Origin of the sequence: Paraburkholderia bannensis NBRC 103871 (assembly GCF_000685015.1) — a bacterium.
GTDB classification, from domain to species: domain Bacteria; phylum Pseudomonadota; class Gammaproteobacteria; order Burkholderiales; family Burkholderiaceae; genus Paraburkholderia; species Paraburkholderia bannensis.
On sequence record NZ_BAYA01000013.1, the window covers coordinates 68,558 to 87,266 of the forward strand.

Here is an 18,709-nt window from a genome sequence, read left to right on the forward strand (position 1 = left end):
CAAACACTATGTCCAGACTTCGCATCGATCTCGTTGTTTTCCTCGCCGGCCTGCTCGCCGTTTGCTGGATCGCCGCCGCTTACGTCGGCTCCAGTCCGCTCGCGCTCGCCGTCACGCTCCTGATCGGCGCCTGTTATGTGGGCGGCGCGCTCGAACTGCGCCGCTACCGCCAGGCCACCGGCAGCCTCGCCCAGGCCGTCGACGCGCTGGCCGCCCCGGCGGCGGCCACACCCGCCACGCTCAACGGCTGGATCGAGCGCCTGCACCCCAGCCTGCGCAGCGCCGTGCGCGCACGCGTGGAAGGCGAGCGCGCGGCCTTGCCCGGCCCCGCGCTCACGCCCTACCTGGTCGGCATGCTGGTGCTGCTCGGCATGCTCGGCACGCTGCTCGGCATGGTGGCGACGTTGCGCGGCACCGGCATCGCGCTGGACGGCGCGAGCGACCTGGACGGCATTCGCAGCGCGCTCGCCGGCCCGATCCGGGGCCTGGGCTTCGCGTTCGGCACCTCGATTGCGGGCGTCGCCAGTTCGGCGATGCTGGGCCTGCTTTCGGCGCTGTGCCGCCGCGAGCGCATCGAGGCCGCCCAGCGTCTCGACGCGCAGATCGCCAGCACGCTGCGTCCGTTCTCGCACGCCCATCAGCGCGAGGCGAGCTTCGCGCTGATGCAGCGCCAGGCCGAAGCGCTGCCGCTGCTGGCCGAGCGTCTCCAGTCGATGATGACGGCCATCGAACGCCAGAACACCACGCTCGGCGAGCGTCATATCGCCAGCCAGGAAGCGTTCCTGGGCAATGCGGAAGCGACTTACGCGCGCCTCGCGTCGACCGTGGGCGACTCGCTCAAGGCCAGCGCCGCCGAAAGCGCACGCGCCGCGGGCGCGGCGTTCGCGCCGGTCGTCGAAGCGACGATGGCGGGTCTCGCGCGCGAAAGCGCCGCGCTGCACGGCACGCTGACCCAGGCGGTGGAGCGTCAGCTCGACGGTCTCACGTCGGGTTTCGAGGCCAACGCCACGCGCGTCGCGGGCATCTGGAACGCCGCGCTCGACGAGCAGCGCCGCGCAGGCGAGGCGCTTGCGGACGATCTGCAAGGTGCGCTGGAGCGCTTCAGCGCCACCTTCGAAACGCGTTCGGCCCATCTGGTGCGCGATGTCGATGCGCGCCTCGCGGCTTCGGCGGCGGGGGTTTCGCAGTCCTGGCAGGACGCGCTGGCGCGTCAGGAACAGGCCGGCCAGAAGCTTGCGGGCGACAACCAGCAGGCGCTCGCCGCTGCGGCCGCGACCTTCGAGCAGCACGCCGCCGCGCTCGTGCGCGCCGTGGGCGAGGCGCAGACGGATCTGCAGACGCAGCTCGCTGCAGGCGACGAGGCGCGTCTGGCGACCTGGCGCGCTACGCTCGACGCGATGAGCACCTCGCTGCGCGACGAATGGCGCGCGGCGGGCACGCAGGCGGCCGACCAGCAGCAGGCGATCTGCACGACGCTCGCGCAAACCGCCGACGAGATCGTCGCGCGCACCGAGGCGCACACCAACAGCACGCTCGCCGAAATCGCCCGCGCCACCGAAACGGCAGCCGCCGCATGGCAGGCGGCCAGCACGGAAGCGGCGCAGCGCCAGCAGGACGTCTGCGAAACCCTGGCGACCACGGCGGGCACGATGGCCGCGCAGGCCGAAGCGCAGACGAACAGCACCATCGCCGAAATCACGCGCGTCGCCGAGGCTTCGTCGTCGGCATGGCAGGCCGCCAGCACGCACGCCGAGCAACGCCAGCAGGCGATCTGCGAGTCGCTCGCGCAAACGGCGTCGGCTATCGCGACAAGCACCGGGACGCACGCCAGCGGCACGATCGCGGAAATCGCGCGCGCAGCGGAGGCGAATGCGGCAGCATGGCAAGCGGCAAGCACGCAAGCGGAGCAACGCCAGCAAGCGATTGCCGATGCACTGGCGCAAACCGCCGACGCCATCTCGACGCAAACCGAAGCGCACGCCAAGGGCACGATTGCTGAAATCGCGCGCGCGGCTGAGGCGAACGCGGCAGCATGGCAAGTGGCAAGCACTCATGCCGCAGAACGCCAGCAAGCGATCTGCGATGCCCTCACGCAAACGGCCAACGCGATCTCGACGCAAACCGCCACGCACGCCAGCGGCACGATCACCGAGATCGCGCGCGCGGCTGAAGTCAATGCGACGGCGTGGCAGGCCGCAAGCACTGAGGCCGCCGAGCGCCAGCAAGCCATCTGCGACGCCCTCGCGCAAACGGCCAACGCGATCTCGACGCAAACCGCCACGCACGCCAGCGGCACGATCGCCGAGATCGCCCGCGCAGCCGAAGCCAACGCGACCGCCTGGCAGGCCGCAAGCACTGAGGCCGCCGAGCGCCAGCAAGCCATCTGCGACGCCCTCGCGCAAACGGCCAACGCCATCTCGGCGCAAACCGAAGCGCACGCCAAGGGCACGGTCGAAGAAATCGCCCGCGCTGCTCAAGCCAACGCCAGCGCCTGGCAAGCCGCCAGCACGCACGCCGCGGAGCGCCAGCAAGCGATTGCCGACGCCCTCGCGCAAACGGCCAACGCGATCTCGGTGCAAACCGAAGCGCACGCCAAGGGCACGATCGAAGAAATCGCGCGCGCTGCTCAAGCCAACGCGACCGCCTGGCAAGCCGCAAGCGCCGAGGCCGCCGAGCGCCAGCAAGCGATCAGCGAAGCACTCGCGCAAACCGCCAGCGCCATTTCGGCGCAAACCGAAGCCCACGCGAGCGGCACCATCGCCGAAATCGCCCGCGCCGCCGAAGCCAACGCGACCGCCTGGCAAGCCGCCAGCGCGCAAGCCGCCGAACACCAGCAGACGATCACCGAAGCGCTCAAGCAAACCGCCAGCGCCATCTCCGCGCAAACCGAAGCGCACGCGAGCGGCACCATCGCCGAAATCGCACGCCTCGTCGAAGCCGCGTCGGAAGCGCCGCGCGTGGCCGCCGAGGTCGTCGCCGAGCTGCGCCAGAAGCTCCACGAGAGCATGGTGCAGGACACCGCGATGCTCGAAGAGCGCGGCCGCCTGCTCGCCACCGTCACCACGCTGCTCGACGCCGTGAACCACGCGAGCACCGAACAGCGCGCGGCCATCGGCGCGCTCGTCGATACGTCGGCGGGCCTGCTCGAACGCGTGGGTGCGCGCTTCGACCAGCAGGTCGAAGCCGGCGCGCAGACGCTCGAAGGCGTCGCGGCCCAGGTCACGGGCAGCGCCGTCGAAGTGGCGAGCCTTGGCGACGCGTTCGGCGTGGCCGTGCAGCACTTCGGCGCGTCGAACGACAAGCTCACGGCGCAGCTCGAACGCATCGAAGCCGCGCTCGACAAGTCGCTCGCGCGCAGCGACGACCAGCTCGCCTACTACGTCGCCCAGGCGCGCGAAGTGGTCGATTTGAGCCTGCTGTCGCAGAAGCAGATCATCGATAGCCTGCAACGTCTGGCCGGAAGCGAAGCCGCATGAACGACGAAATCGACGGCGGCGTAGAGCCCACCGCGCCCGTCTGGGCCGCGTTCGGCGACCTGATGGCGGCGCTGCTGGGCGCGTTCGTGCTGATCCTCGTCGGCGTGATCGGCATGCAGATGGAAGCGTCCTCGCGCCTCGCGCACGAGGTCAAGGCGCGCCAGCAGGAAGCGCAGCGGCGCCAGACGCTCGAACAGGCGCTGGCCGGCCCGCTCGCGGCGGGGCGCGTGACGCTCGTGAACGGGCGCATCGGCATCAGCGGCAGCGTGCTGTTCGCGCTGAACTCCGACCAGTTGCAGCCGCAAGGTCGCGACCTGCTCAAGAGCCTCGCGGGGCCGCTCACGGCGTACCTGCACGATCGCGACGAAATCCTCATGGTGAGCGGCTTCGCCGACGACCAGCAGGTTCACGCGGGCAATCGCCGTTTCGCCGACAACTGGGAGCTGTCCGCCGAGCGCGCGCTGACGGTCACGCGCGCTTTCATCGATGCGGGCGTACCGGCTTCGTCCGTGTTTGCGGCGGCGTTCGGGTCGGAGCAGCCCGTGAGTTCGAACGCCGATGAAGCGGGCCGCGCGAAGAATCGCCGCGTGGAAATCGCACCCGTGCCGCGTTCGTCGAGCATGAGCAACGCAGCCGCGAAGCCGCAGGACGCCCATGAATGATCGCGTGCAAAACGTTGTGCAGGCATCGAATCCGGCACACGAAAGCACCGCGCGCGTGACGCTTGAGGCATGGCGCGCGCAGGGCGCGGATCGTGTCGATCCGGTAGCGTTTGCGACGCTCGACGCCATGGAAAAGCGCGCGCAGGCGCTTGAAGGCGCGGTGCGCGATGTACTCGATGCACGCATCGACACGCGCCTTGCGGCCTATGCGCAGCAAATCGAAGCGGGCAGCCCTGCACCGAAGCCTGCAGACAACGCGCCTGCAAACGATGCCTTCGCATCATTGATCGATGCAATGTCGCGCGAAACACGCGACGGCGCGCCCACTGCGCTGCTCGATTATTTCCGCGACGTCTGGCAAAAGGTCAGCGCCGATCAGCAAGTGCAACAATCGCGCGACCAGGTACCGAAAAACGCAGGCCCGCTCAATTCGAGCCACCTCGTGCACCGCGCGCTCTTTCTCATGCGCGATCTCTCGCCGCGCTACCTGCGCCAGTTCCTGGCCTACGCCGACGGTCTTGCCTGGTTCGAAGACCTGCACGCGGGCATGGCGCCGCCCGCCGCGCAGACCGCGCAAACGGGCGCCGCGAAAAAGCCCCGCCGCACGCGCGCGCGTCAATGACACGTCAATAACGCGTCGCTAGCACGTCGATAGCACCTCAATCGCGCGCGGCCATTCCCGCGCCGTCCCTTGCGCCTTCCGTGGCATGATCGCAGCGTCCTGCTGCATCCCTCTCGCCATCGGTCTTCCGGCCCGCCGGTTGTACGTCCAACGGAGTGCGCAACATGTCACGATCCCTGTCCCGCTTCGCCGGTCTCTGCGCGGGCGTCCTTGCCTGCGCCGCGCTGCTCACGGCCTCCGTGGCGTTCTCCTGCACGCGCGCGCTCTATGTGGGCGACAGCGGCCTCGTCATCACGGGCCGCAACATGGACTGGTCGGAGGACATGCTCTCGAACCTCTGGGTCTTTCCCGCAGGGATCGAGCGCGACGGCAACGCCGGGCCGAAGTCGCCGCGCTGGCGTGCGAAATACGGCAGCGTGGTGGTGTCGGGCTACGACATCGGCAGCGTGGACGGCATGAACGAACGCGGCCTCGTCGCCAACGCGCTCTATCTTTCGGAGACCGATTACGGCAAGCCCGACCCGGCCCGCAAGCCCATGTCGATCAGCCTGTGGGCGCAGTACGTGCTGGACAACTATGCGAGCGTGAGCGAAGCCGTGCAGGCGCTCGGCAAGGAGCCGTTCCAGATCATCGCGCCGCCGCTGCCCAACGGTAAGCCCATCACGATTCACCTTTCGCTATCGGATGCGAGCGGCGACTCCGCGATCCTCGAATATCTCGACGGCAAGCTCGTGATCCACCACGGCAAGGCGTATCGCATCATGACGAATTCGCCGATCTATAGCGAACAGCTCGCGCTCGATACCTACTGGAAGGGCATTGGCGGCTTGAGCTTCCTGCCGGGCACCAATCGCGCCGCCGACCGCTTCGTGCGCGCGTCGTTCCTGCTCGACGCGATTCCGAAAAGCCCCGATCCGAACTACATGGCCGGCGTGCCACAACAGAACGGCGCGTACCAGCAGGTCGCGAGCGTGATGAGCCTGATGCGTTCGGTCAGCGTGCCGCTTGGGATCCGCACGCCAGAGACGCCCAATCTCTCTTCGACGATCTGGCGCACGGTGGCCGACCAGACCGACCTCGTCTATTACTTCGATTCGGCCACGCGGCCCGACACGTTCTGGGTCTCGCTGCGCAAGCTCGATCTCAAACCCGGCGCGCCGGTGCTCAAGCTCACGATCGCAGCGGGACAGATGTTCTCGGGCGAGACCGCCGACAAGTTCGTGCCGACGCCCTCGTTCAAGTTCATGCCTGCGCCCGCTCCGTGATATCGCCGCGCGCGGCGGCCACGGGCTTCGCCACGTAATACGGGTCTTTCACGCTGCGCGCGTACTGCTTGGGCGCCATGCCCGACCAGCGCCGGAACGCGCGGATAAAGGCCTTTTCCGACGCGTAACCCACGCTCGTCGCAATCTCGATCAGGCGCCGCCGCGAATCGCGCAGCGCCCCGCTCGCGACATACATGCGATACGCGGTGAGATGGCCGATAGGCGTCTCCTCGACCAGTTCGACAAAGCGCGCACTGAAGCGCGAGCGCGACATGCCCGCGGTAGCCGCCAGCGACTCGACCGTCCATTCGCGCTCCGGGTAGCGATGCAACTGCGCGATCGCACGGCCGATCTGCGGATCCATGAGGCCGCGCAGCCAGCCCGTATGGCTGATCGCCGACGATAGATGCGCGCGCAACAACTGCACGAACAGCACATCGGCAAGACGCGCGGCGGCCACGGCCCAGCCCGGCTGGCACGCCATCGATTCGCGGATAAACGCCATCAGCGTGTCCGCCAGCCAGGGGCCGACCGCCGGGTCGTTGGCGCGCACGTGGATGAGCGGCGGCAGCACGGAAAAGAGCGGATTGCGCACCGCTTCGCGGTAAAAAATGATGCCGGTGTACAGCTCGCTCGCGGGGCCGCCTTCGCCCAGGCTCAGGCGCAAGGGCGTGTCGAAGCGCGGACTGATGCCCGCGCTCGCGACGATATCGTCGAACGGCACCGGCTCGACGCCGGGCGCCGAACTCAGCACATGTGCGTGGCCGTGCGGCAGCAGCACGAAATCGCCGACTTCGACGCGCAGCGGCTCGCTCCCCTCCACGGCGACATAAAACGGGCCGCCAAAGCCCGTCCTGAACGCCGCGCCCTCCACCGCCGGTTTCGCGATGGCCCAGGGCGCGTTGAGCGAAAAATGCCCTGTTACCACGGCGTCGGCGCGCAGGTCGGCGAGCGCGGCGCTCAAGAGATCCATCGCCATCGTGTCGTCTCCGTCATGTTTTTGTGGGCGTGGCGTGCGGGTTGAAAGCCGCTTTAAAAGCGTTGCTGAATGCCCATCATCGCGCCGAACTGGTTCGCGCCCGTCGCGACCGTGCCCGCCGCCGCCACGGCGTTCGCGGCCAGCGCGCTATTCATCATGTAGCCAAGCGAAGCATAAAGCGTGGTGCGCTTGGAGACGAAATAATTCGCGCGCCCAATTACGAGGGTCGAATTCGAATGCTCGCGCAGGATGTAGCGCACGGCCTGTGCGTCGAGGGAGAAAGTCGGCACCACATACCAGGTCGCGCCCAGGAAGAAGATATCGGACTGGGCGTGCTCTGCCGCCGAGGTATCGCGGCGGATCCAGCCGCCGCCGAGCTTCGCGGGGCCGTATTTCACATAGGCGTCGACGATGGTGCGCTTGTCGACGTCCGCGCTGCTCACGAGCGGCGCCGACGCGCCGGTGCCGCCGTACATCACGTCATAGGACGCCGCCGCGCCGCCCCACGCACTGTCGTAGGCCAGCATCATCGTGTACTGGCGGCAGGCCACGGCGTCGCCCGGCACCTGGCCCGCGCAGTTGGTCGCCGATGGGCCGGCCGGGCCCGCCGCATCGCGTCCGAAGCTATACGTGCCGCCCAGCGTGACGCCGTGGAACTTGCCCATGTAGCCCACGGCATTGTCGCTGCGCGCATTGGGCAAATAGCTGTCGAAACTCGCCATCGAATGAATCGACGGGCCGATCACGTCCGCATTGAACAACGCGTACATCGACATATTCATCTGCCGGCCCAGTGTGAGCGCGCCGTACTGGCTGCTCACGCCCACATTCGCCTGGCGCCCGAACAGGCGGCCGCCGTAATTGAGCGAGCCGCTGCCCGGCGCGAAGCCGCTTTCCAGCACGAAGAAAGTCTTGTAGCCGCCGCCCAGGTCTTCTTCGCCGCGCAGACCGAAGCGCGACGGCACCTCGCCCGTCAGCGTGGGCATGCCCACGAACGAACCGCCCTTGGCGGCGTTGTTGTAGTACTCGATGCCCGTATCGACGATACCGTAGAGCGTCACGCTGCTCTGCCCCCACACGAAAGCCGATGCCGCTGCGAGCGATGCTGCCACGAGAGTCTTCTTCATTGCGATCTCCGAACCATTATTCAGTCATGCTGATTTATTGGAATGCGTGCCGGGCCAGATAAACGGCCCGGCACGGTACTGCGGGTGTGCGCCCTAGTCGGTCTTGCTGCCGGCCAGGATCCACTGCACGACGGTTTGCGCATCGGTTGCGCTGATTGCATTGGCGGGCATGGGCACCGCGCCCCAGACGCCCGAGCTGCCATTCTGGATATGCGCCACCAGCGTCGACACGGCGTTCGGCTTGCCGTTGTATCGCGTGGCCACGTCGCGATAGGCCGGGCCCACAAGCTTTTTATCGATGGCATGGCAGCCGAAGCACGCATGCTGAGTGGCGATCTGGCGGGCGCGCGCGGCGTCCACGGCGGGTTCGGCAAACGCCGTGGTGACGCTGGCAAGCGCAGCGAAGGAGACCAGCAAATGACGCAATGGGATCACGTTCGATTCCTGTTTTTGTGGGGGTTTAAAGCGGTTCAGGCCAGTTCCTGTTCGAGCGGCATGGTGCGCAGGCGCGTACCCGTCGCCTCGAACAGCGCAGCGGCCACGGCGGGGGCAACGGGCGGCAGCGATACCTCTCCGCAGCCTTGCGGCGCACGCTCGCTTTCGACGATCTCGACTTCGATCTTCGGCATCTGCGCGAGATAGAGCAGCGGATAATCGGCGAAATTCTGCTGCTCCACCGCGCCGTCCTTGAAGGTGATGTCGCTCTTGAACGTATTGGTGAGCGCGAAGCCAATGCCGCCCTCCACCATTTCGCGAATCAACATCGGATTCACGGCGCGCCCGCAGTCGATGCCGCACACGATGCGTTCGAGCTTCGCGCGGCCGTCCACCATGCGCAGCTCGACGATGGTCGCGACGTACGTGGTGAACGCGCCGCCGCGCCCCGTGTAGAGGCAATAAGCGAGACCGCGATGCAAACCGGCAGCAGGCTTGCGCGCCCAGCCCGCGCGCGCCGCTGTGCGTTCGAGCACGCGCACCGCCAGCGGATCGCCGCGCAGCAGCGTGCGCCGGTAGTCGAGCGCGTCGATACGCGCCGCGTGCGCGAGTTCGTTCACGAAGCTTTCGAGAAAAAACACACTCGACGTGCTGCCCACGCTGCGCATGAAGCTCACGGGAACGTGCTGGTCGACGCTCACCGAATCGACCAGCAGGTTGGGCACCGAATACCCCAGGTCGTAGAGACCGTCGAGCATGGTTTCGTCCCAGCCGCCCGCCTTCTCGAAGTAATCGCGCTTGATGGCCCAGTAGAGCGACTGGCCGACCACACGCAGATGCATCGCGGTGGGATAACCGTCCGCGCCCAGCACCGCGCGCATGCGCGCCGATGCAGCAGGCCGATAGAAGCCGTGGCGAATATCGTCTTCGCGCGAGCGGATCACCTTGACCGGACGGCCCACGGCTTTCGAAGCCACGGCTGCGTGAATCACGAAATCGGGCACATACTTGCGTCCGAAGCTGCCGCCCAGGAACGTTGTGTTCACAATGATTTTGTCGGGCGGCAGCTTGAAGATGCTGCCAAGCGTCCAGCGCACCTTGTCCTGCCCCTGGATCGGCCCCCACACTTCGATTTCATGCTCGCGCACGTGCACGCACGCATTCACCGGCTCCATCGTCGCGTGGACGATATAGGGCGTGTGGTAATCCGCTTCGATCGTTTTCGGCGCGTTCGGCGCCTCCGGTGCACTGGCGAACTGCGCGGCAGCATCGCCGATCTGCGTGGCCACCACCGCCTTCTGCGCCATCAGCGCGGCCTTGTTCTGCGCGCGAATCGTCGCGCTGTCCGCAGGCGGCGCATCGTCCTGCCACTGCACGTCGAGCGTGTCCGCGGCCTTCTTGGCCTGCCAGTAGGTATCGGCGACGACGATCACGGCGTCCTTCGCCTGCACCACGTCGACCACGCCCGCGAGCGCGCGCACGGCGTCGCGGTTGCGCACCGCCACGGGCTTGCCGTTCAGCGTGGGCGCCATCTTCACGAAACCGGCGAGCATGCCCGGCACCTTCACATCGATGCCGAACACAGCGCTGCCGTTCACCTTCGCGGGCACGTCGAGCTTGTGCAGCGGCTGGCCGATCAGCGCGCGCGCCGATTCGGGCTTCAAGCGCGGCTGCGGATCGAGCGGCAGCTTCGCCGCATCGGCAAGCAGCTCGCCGTAGCCGAACGAGCGGCCCGTCTGCATGTGAATCACGCGCCCGCTCTTTGTCGTGCATTGCGTGGGCCGCACGCCAAGCCGCCGCGCGCCCGCTTCCAGAAACACCTGACGCGCCTGCGCACCGGCCACACGCAAGCGCGCGTGGAACATCGTCACCGACATCGACGCGCCCACGAACTGCTGCGGATGCTCGTTGGCCGCGCTGATGCGATAGGCGTCGCGGCCCGTGACGAACGCCACGCTCACGAGACGCCAGTCGGCGTCCATCTCGTCGGCGAGAATCTGCGGCAGGCCCGTGTAGACGCCCTGCCCGACCTCGGCCTGCGACAGCCCGATGACCGTGCGGCCGTCCGCGTCCACGCGCACCCAGTCGTTGATCTCGCGATAGCGCGCGCCGTCCTGCGCGGCCTCCACAGGCTCGCTCAGCGAGAGCGGCAGGACAAGGCTGCCCGCCAGCGCAAGACCCGCCTTCAGAAAATCGCGGCGCCCCGCGCGCTCAGTGGTCTGCAGCAGCATGCACGGCCTCGCGGATACGGTGATAGGTCGCACAGCGGCACAGGTTCGTCACGCCCTGGTCGATCTGCGCATCGGTGGGATGCGGATGCTGCCTGAGCAGCGCGGCCACGGCCATCACCATGCCCGACTGGCAATAGCCGCATTGCGGCACGTCTTTCGCGATCCACGCGCGCTGCACCGGATGGGTCGTGTCGGGCGACAGGCCTTCAATGGTCGTGATGCGCCGGCCCGCCACCGCCGACACCGGCAACACGCACGAGCGCGTGGCCTCGCCCTCCAGGTGCACGGTGCAGGCGCCACACGCGCCGATGCCGCAGCCGTATTTCGTGCCGCACAGCCCCGCCGTCTCGCGGATCACCCACAGCAGCGGCGTGTCCGGGTCGCCGTCGAAATCGAATGGCTGGCCATTCAGTGTGAATTGCATGCGTTGTCTCCTCTCGATTCGCCTGGCCGGCCGGTGCGAAAACCGTCGGCTATGGATGGCATTTTTCGCCTGGACAAAAAGCCCGGCAATGGCGCGGAGACCCAAAAAAGTAGCCGATCGTCTCTTTCGATTTCTGGCTTTTTTGAGCGACAAGGGCGACTCTTATTCTCTATAAGCTCATGTATTTAATGATTATTGCTCGCTTACAGGCAATCAGACGGGGCCGCATAATCGTTCAAATACGATTCTGCGTTCCATCTGCGAAACAAAATGAGGAGCTACGATGACGCCGAGATCGACCCAGACGACTTCCGGCGCAACTCTGGCGCGCCATCACTAGACTTAACTCTTATATAAGACATAAGACATTTGACGCTGGAGTCGCTTGTCAATTAGAATCGTGGCTGCAGTAGTCCATGGAAAGCCTTCCCCTGAAACGCAATACCAGCAGGTCCCCCCATGCTTGAAAATTACCGTGCTCATGTAGCCCAGCGCGCCGCGCTCGGCATTCCCCCCCTGCCGCTGACGGCCCAACAGACCGCCGAGCTGGTTGAACTGCTGACGAACCCGCCCGCCGGTGAAGAGCAGACCCTCGTCGACCTGATCACCAACCGCGTGCCGGCTGGCGTGGACGAAGCCGCTCGCGTGAAGGCCGGCTTCCTGGCCGCTGTGGCCAAGGGCGAAACCGCCTGCGCGCTGATCTCGCGCGCTCGCGCCACCGAACTCCTCGGCACGATGCTGGGCGGCTACAACATCGCCCCGCTGATCGAACTGCTGGCTGACGCCGAAGTCGGCACGGTCGCCGCAGAGTCGCTCAAGAAAACCCTGCTGATGTTCGACCAGTTCCACGACGTCAAGGAACTCGCCGACCAGGGCAACGCCAACGCCAAGGCCGTGCTGCAAAGCTGGGCCGACGCAGAATGGTTCACGAGCCGTCCGGAAGTCCCGGAAAGCCTGACCATCACGGTCTTCAAGGTCACGGGCGAAACCAACACCGACGACCTCTCGCCGGCACCGGACGCAACCACCCGCCCGGACATCCCGCTGCACGCACTGGCGATGCTCAAGAACGCACGCCCCGGCATCACGCCGGAAGAAGACGGCAAGCGCGGCCCGGTCAAGTTCATCGAATCGCTGAAGGAAAAGGGTCACCTGGTCGCCTACGTGGGCGACGTGGTCGGCACGGGCTCCTCGCGCAAGTCGGCCACCAACTCGGTGCTGTGGTTCACGGGCGAAGACATCCCCTTCATCCCGAACAAGCGCTTTGGCGGCGTGTGCCTGGGCAGCAAGATCGCTCCGATCTTCTACAACACGATGGAAGACGCCGGCGCACTGCCGATCGAACTCGACGTGTCGCAGATGGAAATGGGCGACGTCGTTGAACTGCGCCCGTACGAAGGCAAGGCCATCAAGAACGGCGCAGTCATCGCCGAATTCACGGTGAAGTCCGACGTGCTGTTCGACGAAGTGCGCGCCGGCGGCCGCATTCCGCTGATCATCGGCCGTGGCCTGACCGCGAAGGCGCGTGAAGCGCTGGGTCTCGCACCGTCGACGCTGTTCCGCCTGCCGCAACAACCGGTCGACAGCGGCAAGGGTTTCTCGCTCGCGCAGAAGATGGTTGGCCGTGCATGCGGCCTGCCGGAAGGCCAGGGCGTGCGCCCGGGCACGTACTGCGAACCGAAGATGACCTCGGTTGGCTCGCAGGACACCACGGGCCCGATGACCCGCGACGAACTGAAGGACCTGGCGTGCCTGGGCTTCTCGTCGGATCTCGTGATGCAGTCGTTCTGCCACACGGCAGCGTATCCGAAGCCGGTCGACGTCAAGACGCACCAGACGCTGCCTAACTTCATCAGCACGCGCGGCGGTATCGCACTGCGTCCGGGCGACGGCGTGATCCACTCGTGGCTCAACCGCATGCTGCTGCCCGACACCGTCGGCACCGGCGGCGACTCGCACACGCGCTTCCCGATCGGCATCAGCTTCCCGGCAGGTTCGGGCCTGGTCGCGTTCGCGGCCGCCACCGGCACGATGCCGCTGGACATGCCGGAATCGGTGCTCGTGCGCTTCAAGGGCACGATGCAGCCGGGCGTCACGCTGCGTGACCTCGTCAACGCGATCCCGCTGTGGGCCATCAAGCAAGGCACGCTGACGGTCGCCAAGCAAGGCAAGAAGAACATTTTCTCGGGCCGTATCCTCGAAATCGAAGGTCTGCCCGACCTGAAGGTCGAGCAGGCGTTCGAACTGTCGGATGCATCGGCAGAGCGCTCGGCAGCCGGTTGCACGGTGCACCTGAACAAGGAACCGATCATCGAGTACCTCAACAGCAACATCACGCTGCTGAAGTGGATGATCGCCCAGGGCTACCAGGACCCGCGCAGCCTGCAACGCCGTATCAAGGCGATGGAAGCCTGGCTGGCCGACCCGCAACTGCTGCAACCGGATGCGGACGCAGACTACGCTGCCGTCATCGAAATCGACCTGGCCGACATTCACGAGCCGATCGTGGCCTGCCCGAACGACCCGGACGACGTGAAGACGCTGTCGGACGTCGCTGGCGCCAAGATCGACGAAGTGTTCATCGGTTCGTGCATGACCAACATCGGTCACTTCCGCGCGGCTTCGAAGCTGCTCGAAGGCAAGCGTGACATCCCCGTGAAGCTGTGGGTCGCTCCGCCGACCAAGATGGACCAGAAGCAGCTGACCGAAGAAGGCCACTATGGCGTGTTCGGCACGGCTGGCGCGCGTACCGAAATGCCGGGCTGCTCGCTGTGCATGGGTAACCAGGCACAGGTGCGCGAAGGTGCGACGGTCATGTCGACGTCGACGCGTAACTTCCCGAACCGTCTGGGCAAGAACACGAACGTGTACCTGGGCTCGGCGGAACTGGCGGCGATCTGCTCGCGTCTGGGCAAGATCCCGACCAAGGAAGAGTACATGGCCGATATGGGCGTGCTGAACGCCAACGGCGACAAGATCTATCAGTACATGAACTTCGACAAGATCGAAGACTTCAAGGAAGTCGCTGATACGGTGCAGATGTAAGTTGCACGATTAAGCGGGGCGATGGCGTGAGGTTCGCGCATCGCGCTGCTTGATAAAAACGCCGCAGGGGTCATGCCCTGCGGCGTTTTTTTTGGGCCACGCCTTACGCCTGCCTGACATGCGCCTGACGCTCGCCCTCAAATCTGTCCAATAGTAACCATCTGGTCAACTTCGACTCCAGAAAATGCGCAACAGGTCGTAAACGAGGAATGACCTCTCATTCGCGCACTCATGCGCGGTTGCGCCCTGAATAATGCTCGATTTTCTGATTCAATATTGGGGCACCATACGCAATCGTTCCGAAGCGGACGATAGCGCGGCTTTGAAGCTCGCGCAGTTGCGCATCATGATCTATCAGCTGCCCATGATGTATGGACTACTGATCGTCAATACATGGGGCATGGTATTGCCACATGAAAGCAATTTCCCGCAATGGCAAGGCTACACGTGCCCGCTGGTTCTCACGGCGTTCTGCCTCGTGCGCATCGTGTCGTGGCTGCGCCTTGCGACCACCAGGGTAAGCGAAGCGCAGGCGGCGTCGGTCTTGCGAAGCACGCGCAGGCTCGCGTGGGTGTTTGCGATCGTCTTCACGACGTGGTCGCTCTCGCTGATGCCGCACGGTGACGAAGCCTTCAAGCTGCACGTCGCGTTTTACATGGCGATCACGGTCATCGGCGTGATTTTCTGCCTGATGCACGTGCTCTCTGCCGCCTTCACGGTGACGGCCATTGTCAACGGTGCGCTCGTCACGACGTTCCTGGTGTCGGGCAATGACGTGTTCCAGGCGGTGGCAATCGATACGTCGCTCGTGTCGATTGCCATGCTGGTCGTCTCGTTCACGCACTTCCGCAATTTCGCCGCTCTCGTCGCCACGCAAAGCGAGAACCGCCGTCTCGCGAATATCGACAGCCTCACCAACCTGCCCAACCGCCGCGCCTTTTTCGACGCACTCGACGTGCACTTCGAGAGCGCCAGCGCGCGCGGCGAGCGGCTCGCGGTGGGACTCGTCGATCTCGACGGCTTCAAGTCGGTCAACGACATTCACGGCCACTCGGCGGGCGACCAGGTGCTTGCGGAGGCGTCGTTGCGCCTTGCAGCGGCATGCCTGGGCGCGACCGTGCTGGCGCGGCTCGGCGGCGACGAGTTCGGCCTGATCGTGACGGGCGACTGCTCGGACAGGCGCCTTGCGCTCTTCGGGCGCGATATTGCCGATGTTTTCTGCGATCCGGTGATCGTCGGCGACAGTTCGGTGCGGCTGGGCGCGACTCTCGGCTTTTCGACCTATCCGCAAAGTTCGCGCAACAAGGCTGATCTTTTCGAAGCCGCCGACTACGCGCTCTATGAGGGCAAGCGCCGCGCCCGCGGATCGGCGACCATCTTTTCGCAGGCGCACCGCAACGCGATCATCCGCGAGTCGCAGATCGCCCAGGCGCTGCGCTCGCCTGATCTGGACAACGAACTATCGGTTGCGTTCCAGCCGATCGTTTCGCTGGACGAGGCGCGCACCGTCGGCTTCGAGGCCCTTGCGCGCTGGCATAGCGCGTCGCTCGGCAATGTATCGCCGGGGGAGTTCATTCCGGCGGCCGAGCGCAGCGGCATCATCAACGACATGACGCTCGCGCTGTTCAGCAAGGCGCTGGCGTGCGCGGCGCAGTGGCCTTCGCGCATCGGCCTGTCGTTCAATCTCTCGGCGCACGATTTCGCCGATGAGCGGGTCGTGGACGGCCTCGCGCAACGCATCGTCGAAAGCGGCATCGATCCGGCGCGGATCGACTTCGAGATCACCGAAACGGCGATGGCCCAGGACTTCGAGCAGGTTCGCCACGCCGCCGAGGAATTCCGCAGTCTCGGCTGCGGCCTGTCAGTGGACGATTTCGGCACCGGCTATTCGAGCCTGTCCTATCTCTGCAAGCTGCCGCTGAGCCGCCTGAAGATCGACCGGACATTCGTCACCGGTCTTCAGGAGGGCACCACGGCCTTCACCGTCGTGCGAACCCTGCTCAGCCTCAGCCGCCAGATGATGCTCGAATGCGTGATCGAGGGCGTCGAAACGGCAGCGGAACTGGAGACGGTCGCCGGACTCGGCGCAACGCTCGTGCAGGGCTACTATTGCTCGCGCCCGATGGACGCCAGCGCGATTGCGTCCTATCTGGCGAGCGAGCGCACCGCGCTGTCCGCCTGACGCCAGCGGGTCGGTCACAAAGCTCACAAAGCTCACGAAGCCGCGCCCGCGTGCGCCGGATCCGGCACGAACCGGTAGCCCTCGCCGCGCACCGTGCGGATCCAGTGCGGTTGCGCCGCGTTGCACGGCAGCATCTCGCGCAGCCGCGCAATCGCCACGTTGACGCTGCTTTCGAGGATGCCGCCTTGCAGCAGGACTGCGAGGCGGTTGCGCGACAACGTCTGCATCGGCCGCTGAGCGAATACCGAGAGCAACGCAAACTGGCTTTCCGTGAGACACAGCGGCACGCCGTCGCGCAACACCGTGCGCGACGCGTACACCATGCGATACGGGCCAAAACAGACGTCGGGCTGCTTGTATTGCGCGTAACCCGATGAGATCGGCCCATCGGGCTGCGTGCCGGCCAGCGTGCGCCGCAGCACCGCGCGGATACGCGCAAGCAGCTCCGAGGGGACGAAGGGCTTGGCCAGATAATCGTCCGCGCCGAGTTCCAGGCCGATCACGCGATCGATCGCATCGGCCAGCGACGACATCACGATCACCGGCGTGGGGTCGCCGTGCCCGCGCAATGCCTTGAGCGCGGTGAAGCCGTCCAGGTCGGGAAAGCGGCGCTCCATCACCACCAGATCGGGCAAGGTCGCGCGCATGTCGACCGGCAGTTGCGCGGCCCGGTGCAGCACCGAAACGCGATACCCCGCGTCGCCCAGGAAGCGCGTGAGCAGTTCGCAGAGCGCCTCGTCGGCATCGACCAGCAGAATGCGCTGCGAGAGCGACTTCATCATCGCAGCCGGGTTCGTGCGCAACGGCACGTGTTGCATGTCGACTCTCAACGCTGCGCCTGCTTCGTGTCTTGCAACTGCGTGGCGTTCCAGCCGCCGCCCAGTGCCTTGATGAGGCTCGCGCTCGCGATCAGGCGATTCGAGCGCACCTGCAATGCCGTCTGCTCGTTCGAGAGCGCCGTCGCCTGCGCGGTCACGACGGTCGTATAGGTGACCGTGCCCGCCTGGTATTCGTCGAGGGCGATCTGCACCGACTGGCGCGCCAGCTTCACAGCCTCTTCCTCGGCCACGGCCTGCTCGCCCAGCACGCGCAGGTTCGACAATTCGTCTTCGACGTCATGGAAGGCGGAAAGCACCGTCTGGCGATAGTTGGCGACGCTCTGGTCGAACGTCGCGCGCGCCGAATCGACCGCCGCCGAACGCGATCCGCCGTCGATCAGCGTTTCGCTGCCGCTTGCCGCGAGCGACCAGAGCGCATTGGCCGCGCTCAGGAGCGGCGCGGCGCCCGAGAAGCCCGCCGCGCCGGACAGCGAAATCGTCGGATAGTACGCGGCCACGGCCACGCCGATCAGCGCATTTTCCTGCGCCATCGTGCGCTCGGCTTCGGCGATATCGGGGCGGCGTTCAAGCAGCGCCGACGGCACCACGAGCGGCACGTCGGGCACGCTCTGCGCGAGCTCGTCGGGCGCAATCGTCAGTTCCGACGGCGGGCGGCCGATCAGCAGCGCAATCGCGTGTTCGTACTGGTCGCGCAGTTCCTCGGCGGCAATGGCCGATGCCTTCGTCGTCGCAAGCGTCGTCTGCGCGCTCACCACGTCCGAGCGCGACGCCACGCCCGCTTCATACTGGTTGCGCGTGATATCGAGGCTGCGCTGATAGGCCTTCACTGTGTCGTTCAGGAGCCGCGTGAGCGAGTCCTGGTAGCGCATCGAAAAGTAATCCGATACCAGTTCTTCCTGCGCGGACAGCGTGAGATCCGCCAGCTGCGCGGCGCTCGCCTGGGCACTCGCCTTGTCGCTTTCGATCTGGCGGCGCACCTTGCCCCAGAGATCGAGATCCCACGACGCAGTGGCTTCCAGCGAGCCCGTGGTCGCCGTCGCGCCGCTGCTGCGCGCGCGCGTGACGCCTGGCGCGACGGACACGGTCGGCGAGAGATTCGCGCGCGCCTCGCGCACGACTGCAAGCGCCTGGCGATACGCCGCTTCGTAAGCCTTCAGGTTCTGGTTGTTGATCGCCACTTGTGGCACGAGCGAGTCCAGCACCGGATCGTGATAGACGTTCCACCAGTCGCCGCGAGCGGCGCCATCGGCGGGCGCGGCGCTTTTCCAGCCTTTTGGCGCTTCCTTGAACGCGACGGGCGTCACGACATCGGGACGGCGATATTCGGGGCCGACCGTGCAGCCCTGCAAGGCGAGCAGCGTCGCGCCCAGCGCGATCGTCGTGCACAGCGTGGTGCTGATTCGAACAGGATAAAGCTTCATA

General features: G+C 66.1%; 13 protein-coding genes. 6 read left to right on the plus strand and 7 right to left on the minus strand.

The annotated features are described in order from the left end of the window. The first annotated feature begins 8 nt into the window (after window positions 1-8). The 4 genes from BBA01S_RS20265 to BBA01S_RS20280 all read left to right on the plus strand — a co-directional run bounded on the left by BBA01S_RS20265 (window position 9) and on the right by BBA01S_RS20280 (window position 6,025). Window positions 9-3,476, plus strand: coding sequence for a DUF802 domain-containing protein (locus BBA01S_RS20265; RefSeq protein ID WP_027818059.1), 3,468 nt, complete (start codon window positions 9-11; stop codon window positions 3,474-3,476). Further along, a complete protein-coding gene (locus tag BBA01S_RS20270; protein ID WP_027818060.1) occupies window positions 3,473-4,138 on the plus strand; it encodes an OmpA family protein in 666 nt (221 codons plus the stop codon). Before BBA01S_RS20265 ends, BBA01S_RS20270 begins: the two co-directional genes overlap by 4 nt. Further along, on the plus strand, window positions 4,131-4,760 hold the full coding sequence (locus BBA01S_RS20275; protein ID WP_042297580.1) for a DUF2894 domain-containing protein: 630 nt from the start codon (window positions 4,131-4,133) through the stop codon (window positions 4,758-4,760). Before BBA01S_RS20270 ends, BBA01S_RS20275 begins: the two co-directional genes overlap by 8 nt. 164 nt (window positions 4,761-4,924) lie before the next feature. Beyond that, the gene (locus BBA01S_RS20280) at window positions 4,925-6,025 is read left to right on the plus strand and encodes a linear amide C-N hydrolase (protein ID WP_027818062.1); all 1,101 of its coding nucleotides are present in this window, start codon (window positions 4,925-4,927) and stop codon (window positions 6,023-6,025) included. On the opposite strand, the gene BBA01S_RS41910 is transcribed toward BBA01S_RS20280, so the two are convergent. The 5 genes from BBA01S_RS41910 to BBA01S_RS20305 all read right to left on the minus strand — a co-directional run bounded on the left by BBA01S_RS41910 (window position 6,003) and on the right by BBA01S_RS20305 (window position 11,221). Beyond that, window positions 6,003-7,004 carry an AraC family transcriptional regulator gene (locus BBA01S_RS41910; RefSeq protein ID WP_042297581.1) on the minus strand — a complete coding sequence of 334 codons (1,002 nt, stop codon included), beginning with the start codon at window positions 7,002-7,004 and terminating at the stop codon, window positions 6,003-6,005. The genes BBA01S_RS20280 and BBA01S_RS41910 overlap by 23 nt on opposite strands. A gap of 53 nt (window positions 7,005-7,057) precedes the next feature. Further along, window positions 7,058-8,131, minus strand: a complete 1,074-nt coding sequence (locus BBA01S_RS20290) for a porin (RefSeq protein WP_027818063.1) — start codon at window positions 8,129-8,131, stop codon at window positions 7,058-7,060. Window positions 8,132-8,224: 93 nt separating this feature from the next. After that, window positions 8,225-8,557, minus strand: a complete 333-nt coding sequence (locus BBA01S_RS20295) for a c-type cytochrome (protein ID WP_027818064.1) — start codon at window positions 8,555-8,557, stop codon at window positions 8,225-8,227. A gap of 44 nt (window positions 8,558-8,601) precedes the next feature. Beyond that, the gene (locus tag BBA01S_RS20300) at window positions 8,602-10,797 is read right to left on the minus strand and encodes a xanthine dehydrogenase family protein molybdopterin-binding subunit (RefSeq protein ID WP_027818065.1); all 2,196 of its coding nucleotides are present in this window, start codon (window positions 10,795-10,797) and stop codon (window positions 8,602-8,604) included. Then, window positions 10,778-11,221 carry a (2Fe-2S)-binding protein gene (locus BBA01S_RS20305; protein WP_027818066.1) on the minus strand — a complete coding sequence of 148 codons (444 nt, stop codon included), beginning with the start codon at window positions 11,219-11,221 and terminating at the stop codon, window positions 10,778-10,780. The genes BBA01S_RS20300 and BBA01S_RS20305 overlap by 20 nt, the downstream gene beginning before the upstream one ends. A gap of 459 nt (window positions 11,222-11,680) precedes the next feature. Here BBA01S_RS20305 and acnB point away from each other — a divergent pair, with 459 nt between their 5' ends. Further along, on the plus strand, window positions 11,681-14,266 hold the full coding sequence (gene acnB / locus BBA01S_RS20310) for a bifunctional aconitate hydratase 2/2-methylisocitrate dehydratase (protein WP_027818067.1): 2,586 nt from the start codon (window positions 11,681-11,683) through the stop codon (window positions 14,264-14,266). 253 nt (window positions 14,267-14,519) lie between these two features. Further along, complete coding sequence (locus tag BBA01S_RS20315; RefSeq protein ID WP_042297582.1) at window positions 14,520-16,448, plus strand: putative bifunctional diguanylate cyclase/phosphodiesterase; 1,929 nt, start codon at window positions 14,520-14,522, stop codon at window positions 16,446-16,448. Window positions 16,449-16,480: 32 nt separating this feature from the next. Here the strand turns inward: BBA01S_RS20315 and BBA01S_RS20320 are convergent, their stop codons facing one another. Continuing rightward, entirely contained in the window at window positions 16,481-17,266 is a 786-nt protein-coding gene (locus BBA01S_RS20320; protein WP_052391810.1) for a response regulator, read from the minus strand. Between the two features lie 8 nt (window positions 17,267-17,274). Further along, a complete protein-coding gene (locus BBA01S_RS41915; protein ID WP_084162372.1) occupies window positions 17,275-18,708 on the minus strand; it encodes an efflux transporter outer membrane subunit in 1,434 nt (477 codons plus the stop codon). Window position 18,709 lies beyond the last annotated feature (1 nt).

Bases quoted from the DNA above. Each gene is read 5' to 3' on its own strand.
- BBA01S_RS41910 (WP_042297581.1), bottom strand. From the start codon at position 7,004: ATGGCGATGGATCTCTTGAGCGCCGCGCTCGCCGACCTGCGCGCCGAC.
- BBA01S_RS20280 (WP_027818062.1), top strand. From the start codon at position 4,925: ATGTCACGATCCCTGTCCCGCTTCGCCGGTCTCTGCGCGGGCGTCCTT.
- BBA01S_RS20270 (WP_027818060.1), top strand. From the start codon at position 3,473: ATGAACGACGAAATCGACGGCGGCGTAGAGCCCACCGCGCCCGTCTGG.
- BBA01S_RS20275 (WP_042297580.1), top strand. From the start codon at position 4,131: ATGAATGATCGCGTGCAAAACGTTGTGCAGGCATCGAATCCGGCACAC.
- BBA01S_RS20265 (WP_027818059.1), top strand. From the start codon at position 9: ATGTCCAGACTTCGCATCGATCTCGTTGTTTTCCTCGCCGGCCTGCTC.
- BBA01S_RS20290 (WP_027818063.1), bottom strand. From the start codon at position 8,131: ATGAAGAAGACTCTCGTGGCAGCATCGCTCGCAGCGGCATCGGCTTTC.
- BBA01S_RS41915 (WP_084162372.1), bottom strand. From the start codon at position 18,708: ATGAAGCTTTATCCTGTTCGAATCAGCACCACGCTGTGCACGACGATC.
- acnB (WP_027818067.1), top strand. From the start codon at position 11,681: ATGCTTGAAAATTACCGTGCTCATGTAGCCCAGCGCGCCGCGCTCGGC.
- BBA01S_RS20300 (WP_027818065.1), bottom strand. From the start codon at position 10,797: ATGCTGCTGCAGACCACTGAGCGCGCGGGGCGCCGCGATTTTCTGAAG.
- BBA01S_RS20320 (WP_052391810.1), bottom strand. From the start codon at position 17,266: ATGCAACACGTGCCGTTGCGCACGAACCCGGCTGCGATGATGAAGTCG.
- BBA01S_RS20315 (WP_042297582.1), top strand. From the start codon at position 14,520: ATGCTCGATTTTCTGATTCAATATTGGGGCACCATACGCAATCGTTCC.
- BBA01S_RS20305 (WP_027818066.1), bottom strand. From the start codon at position 11,221: ATGCAATTCACACTGAATGGCCAGCCATTCGATTTCGACGGCGACCCG.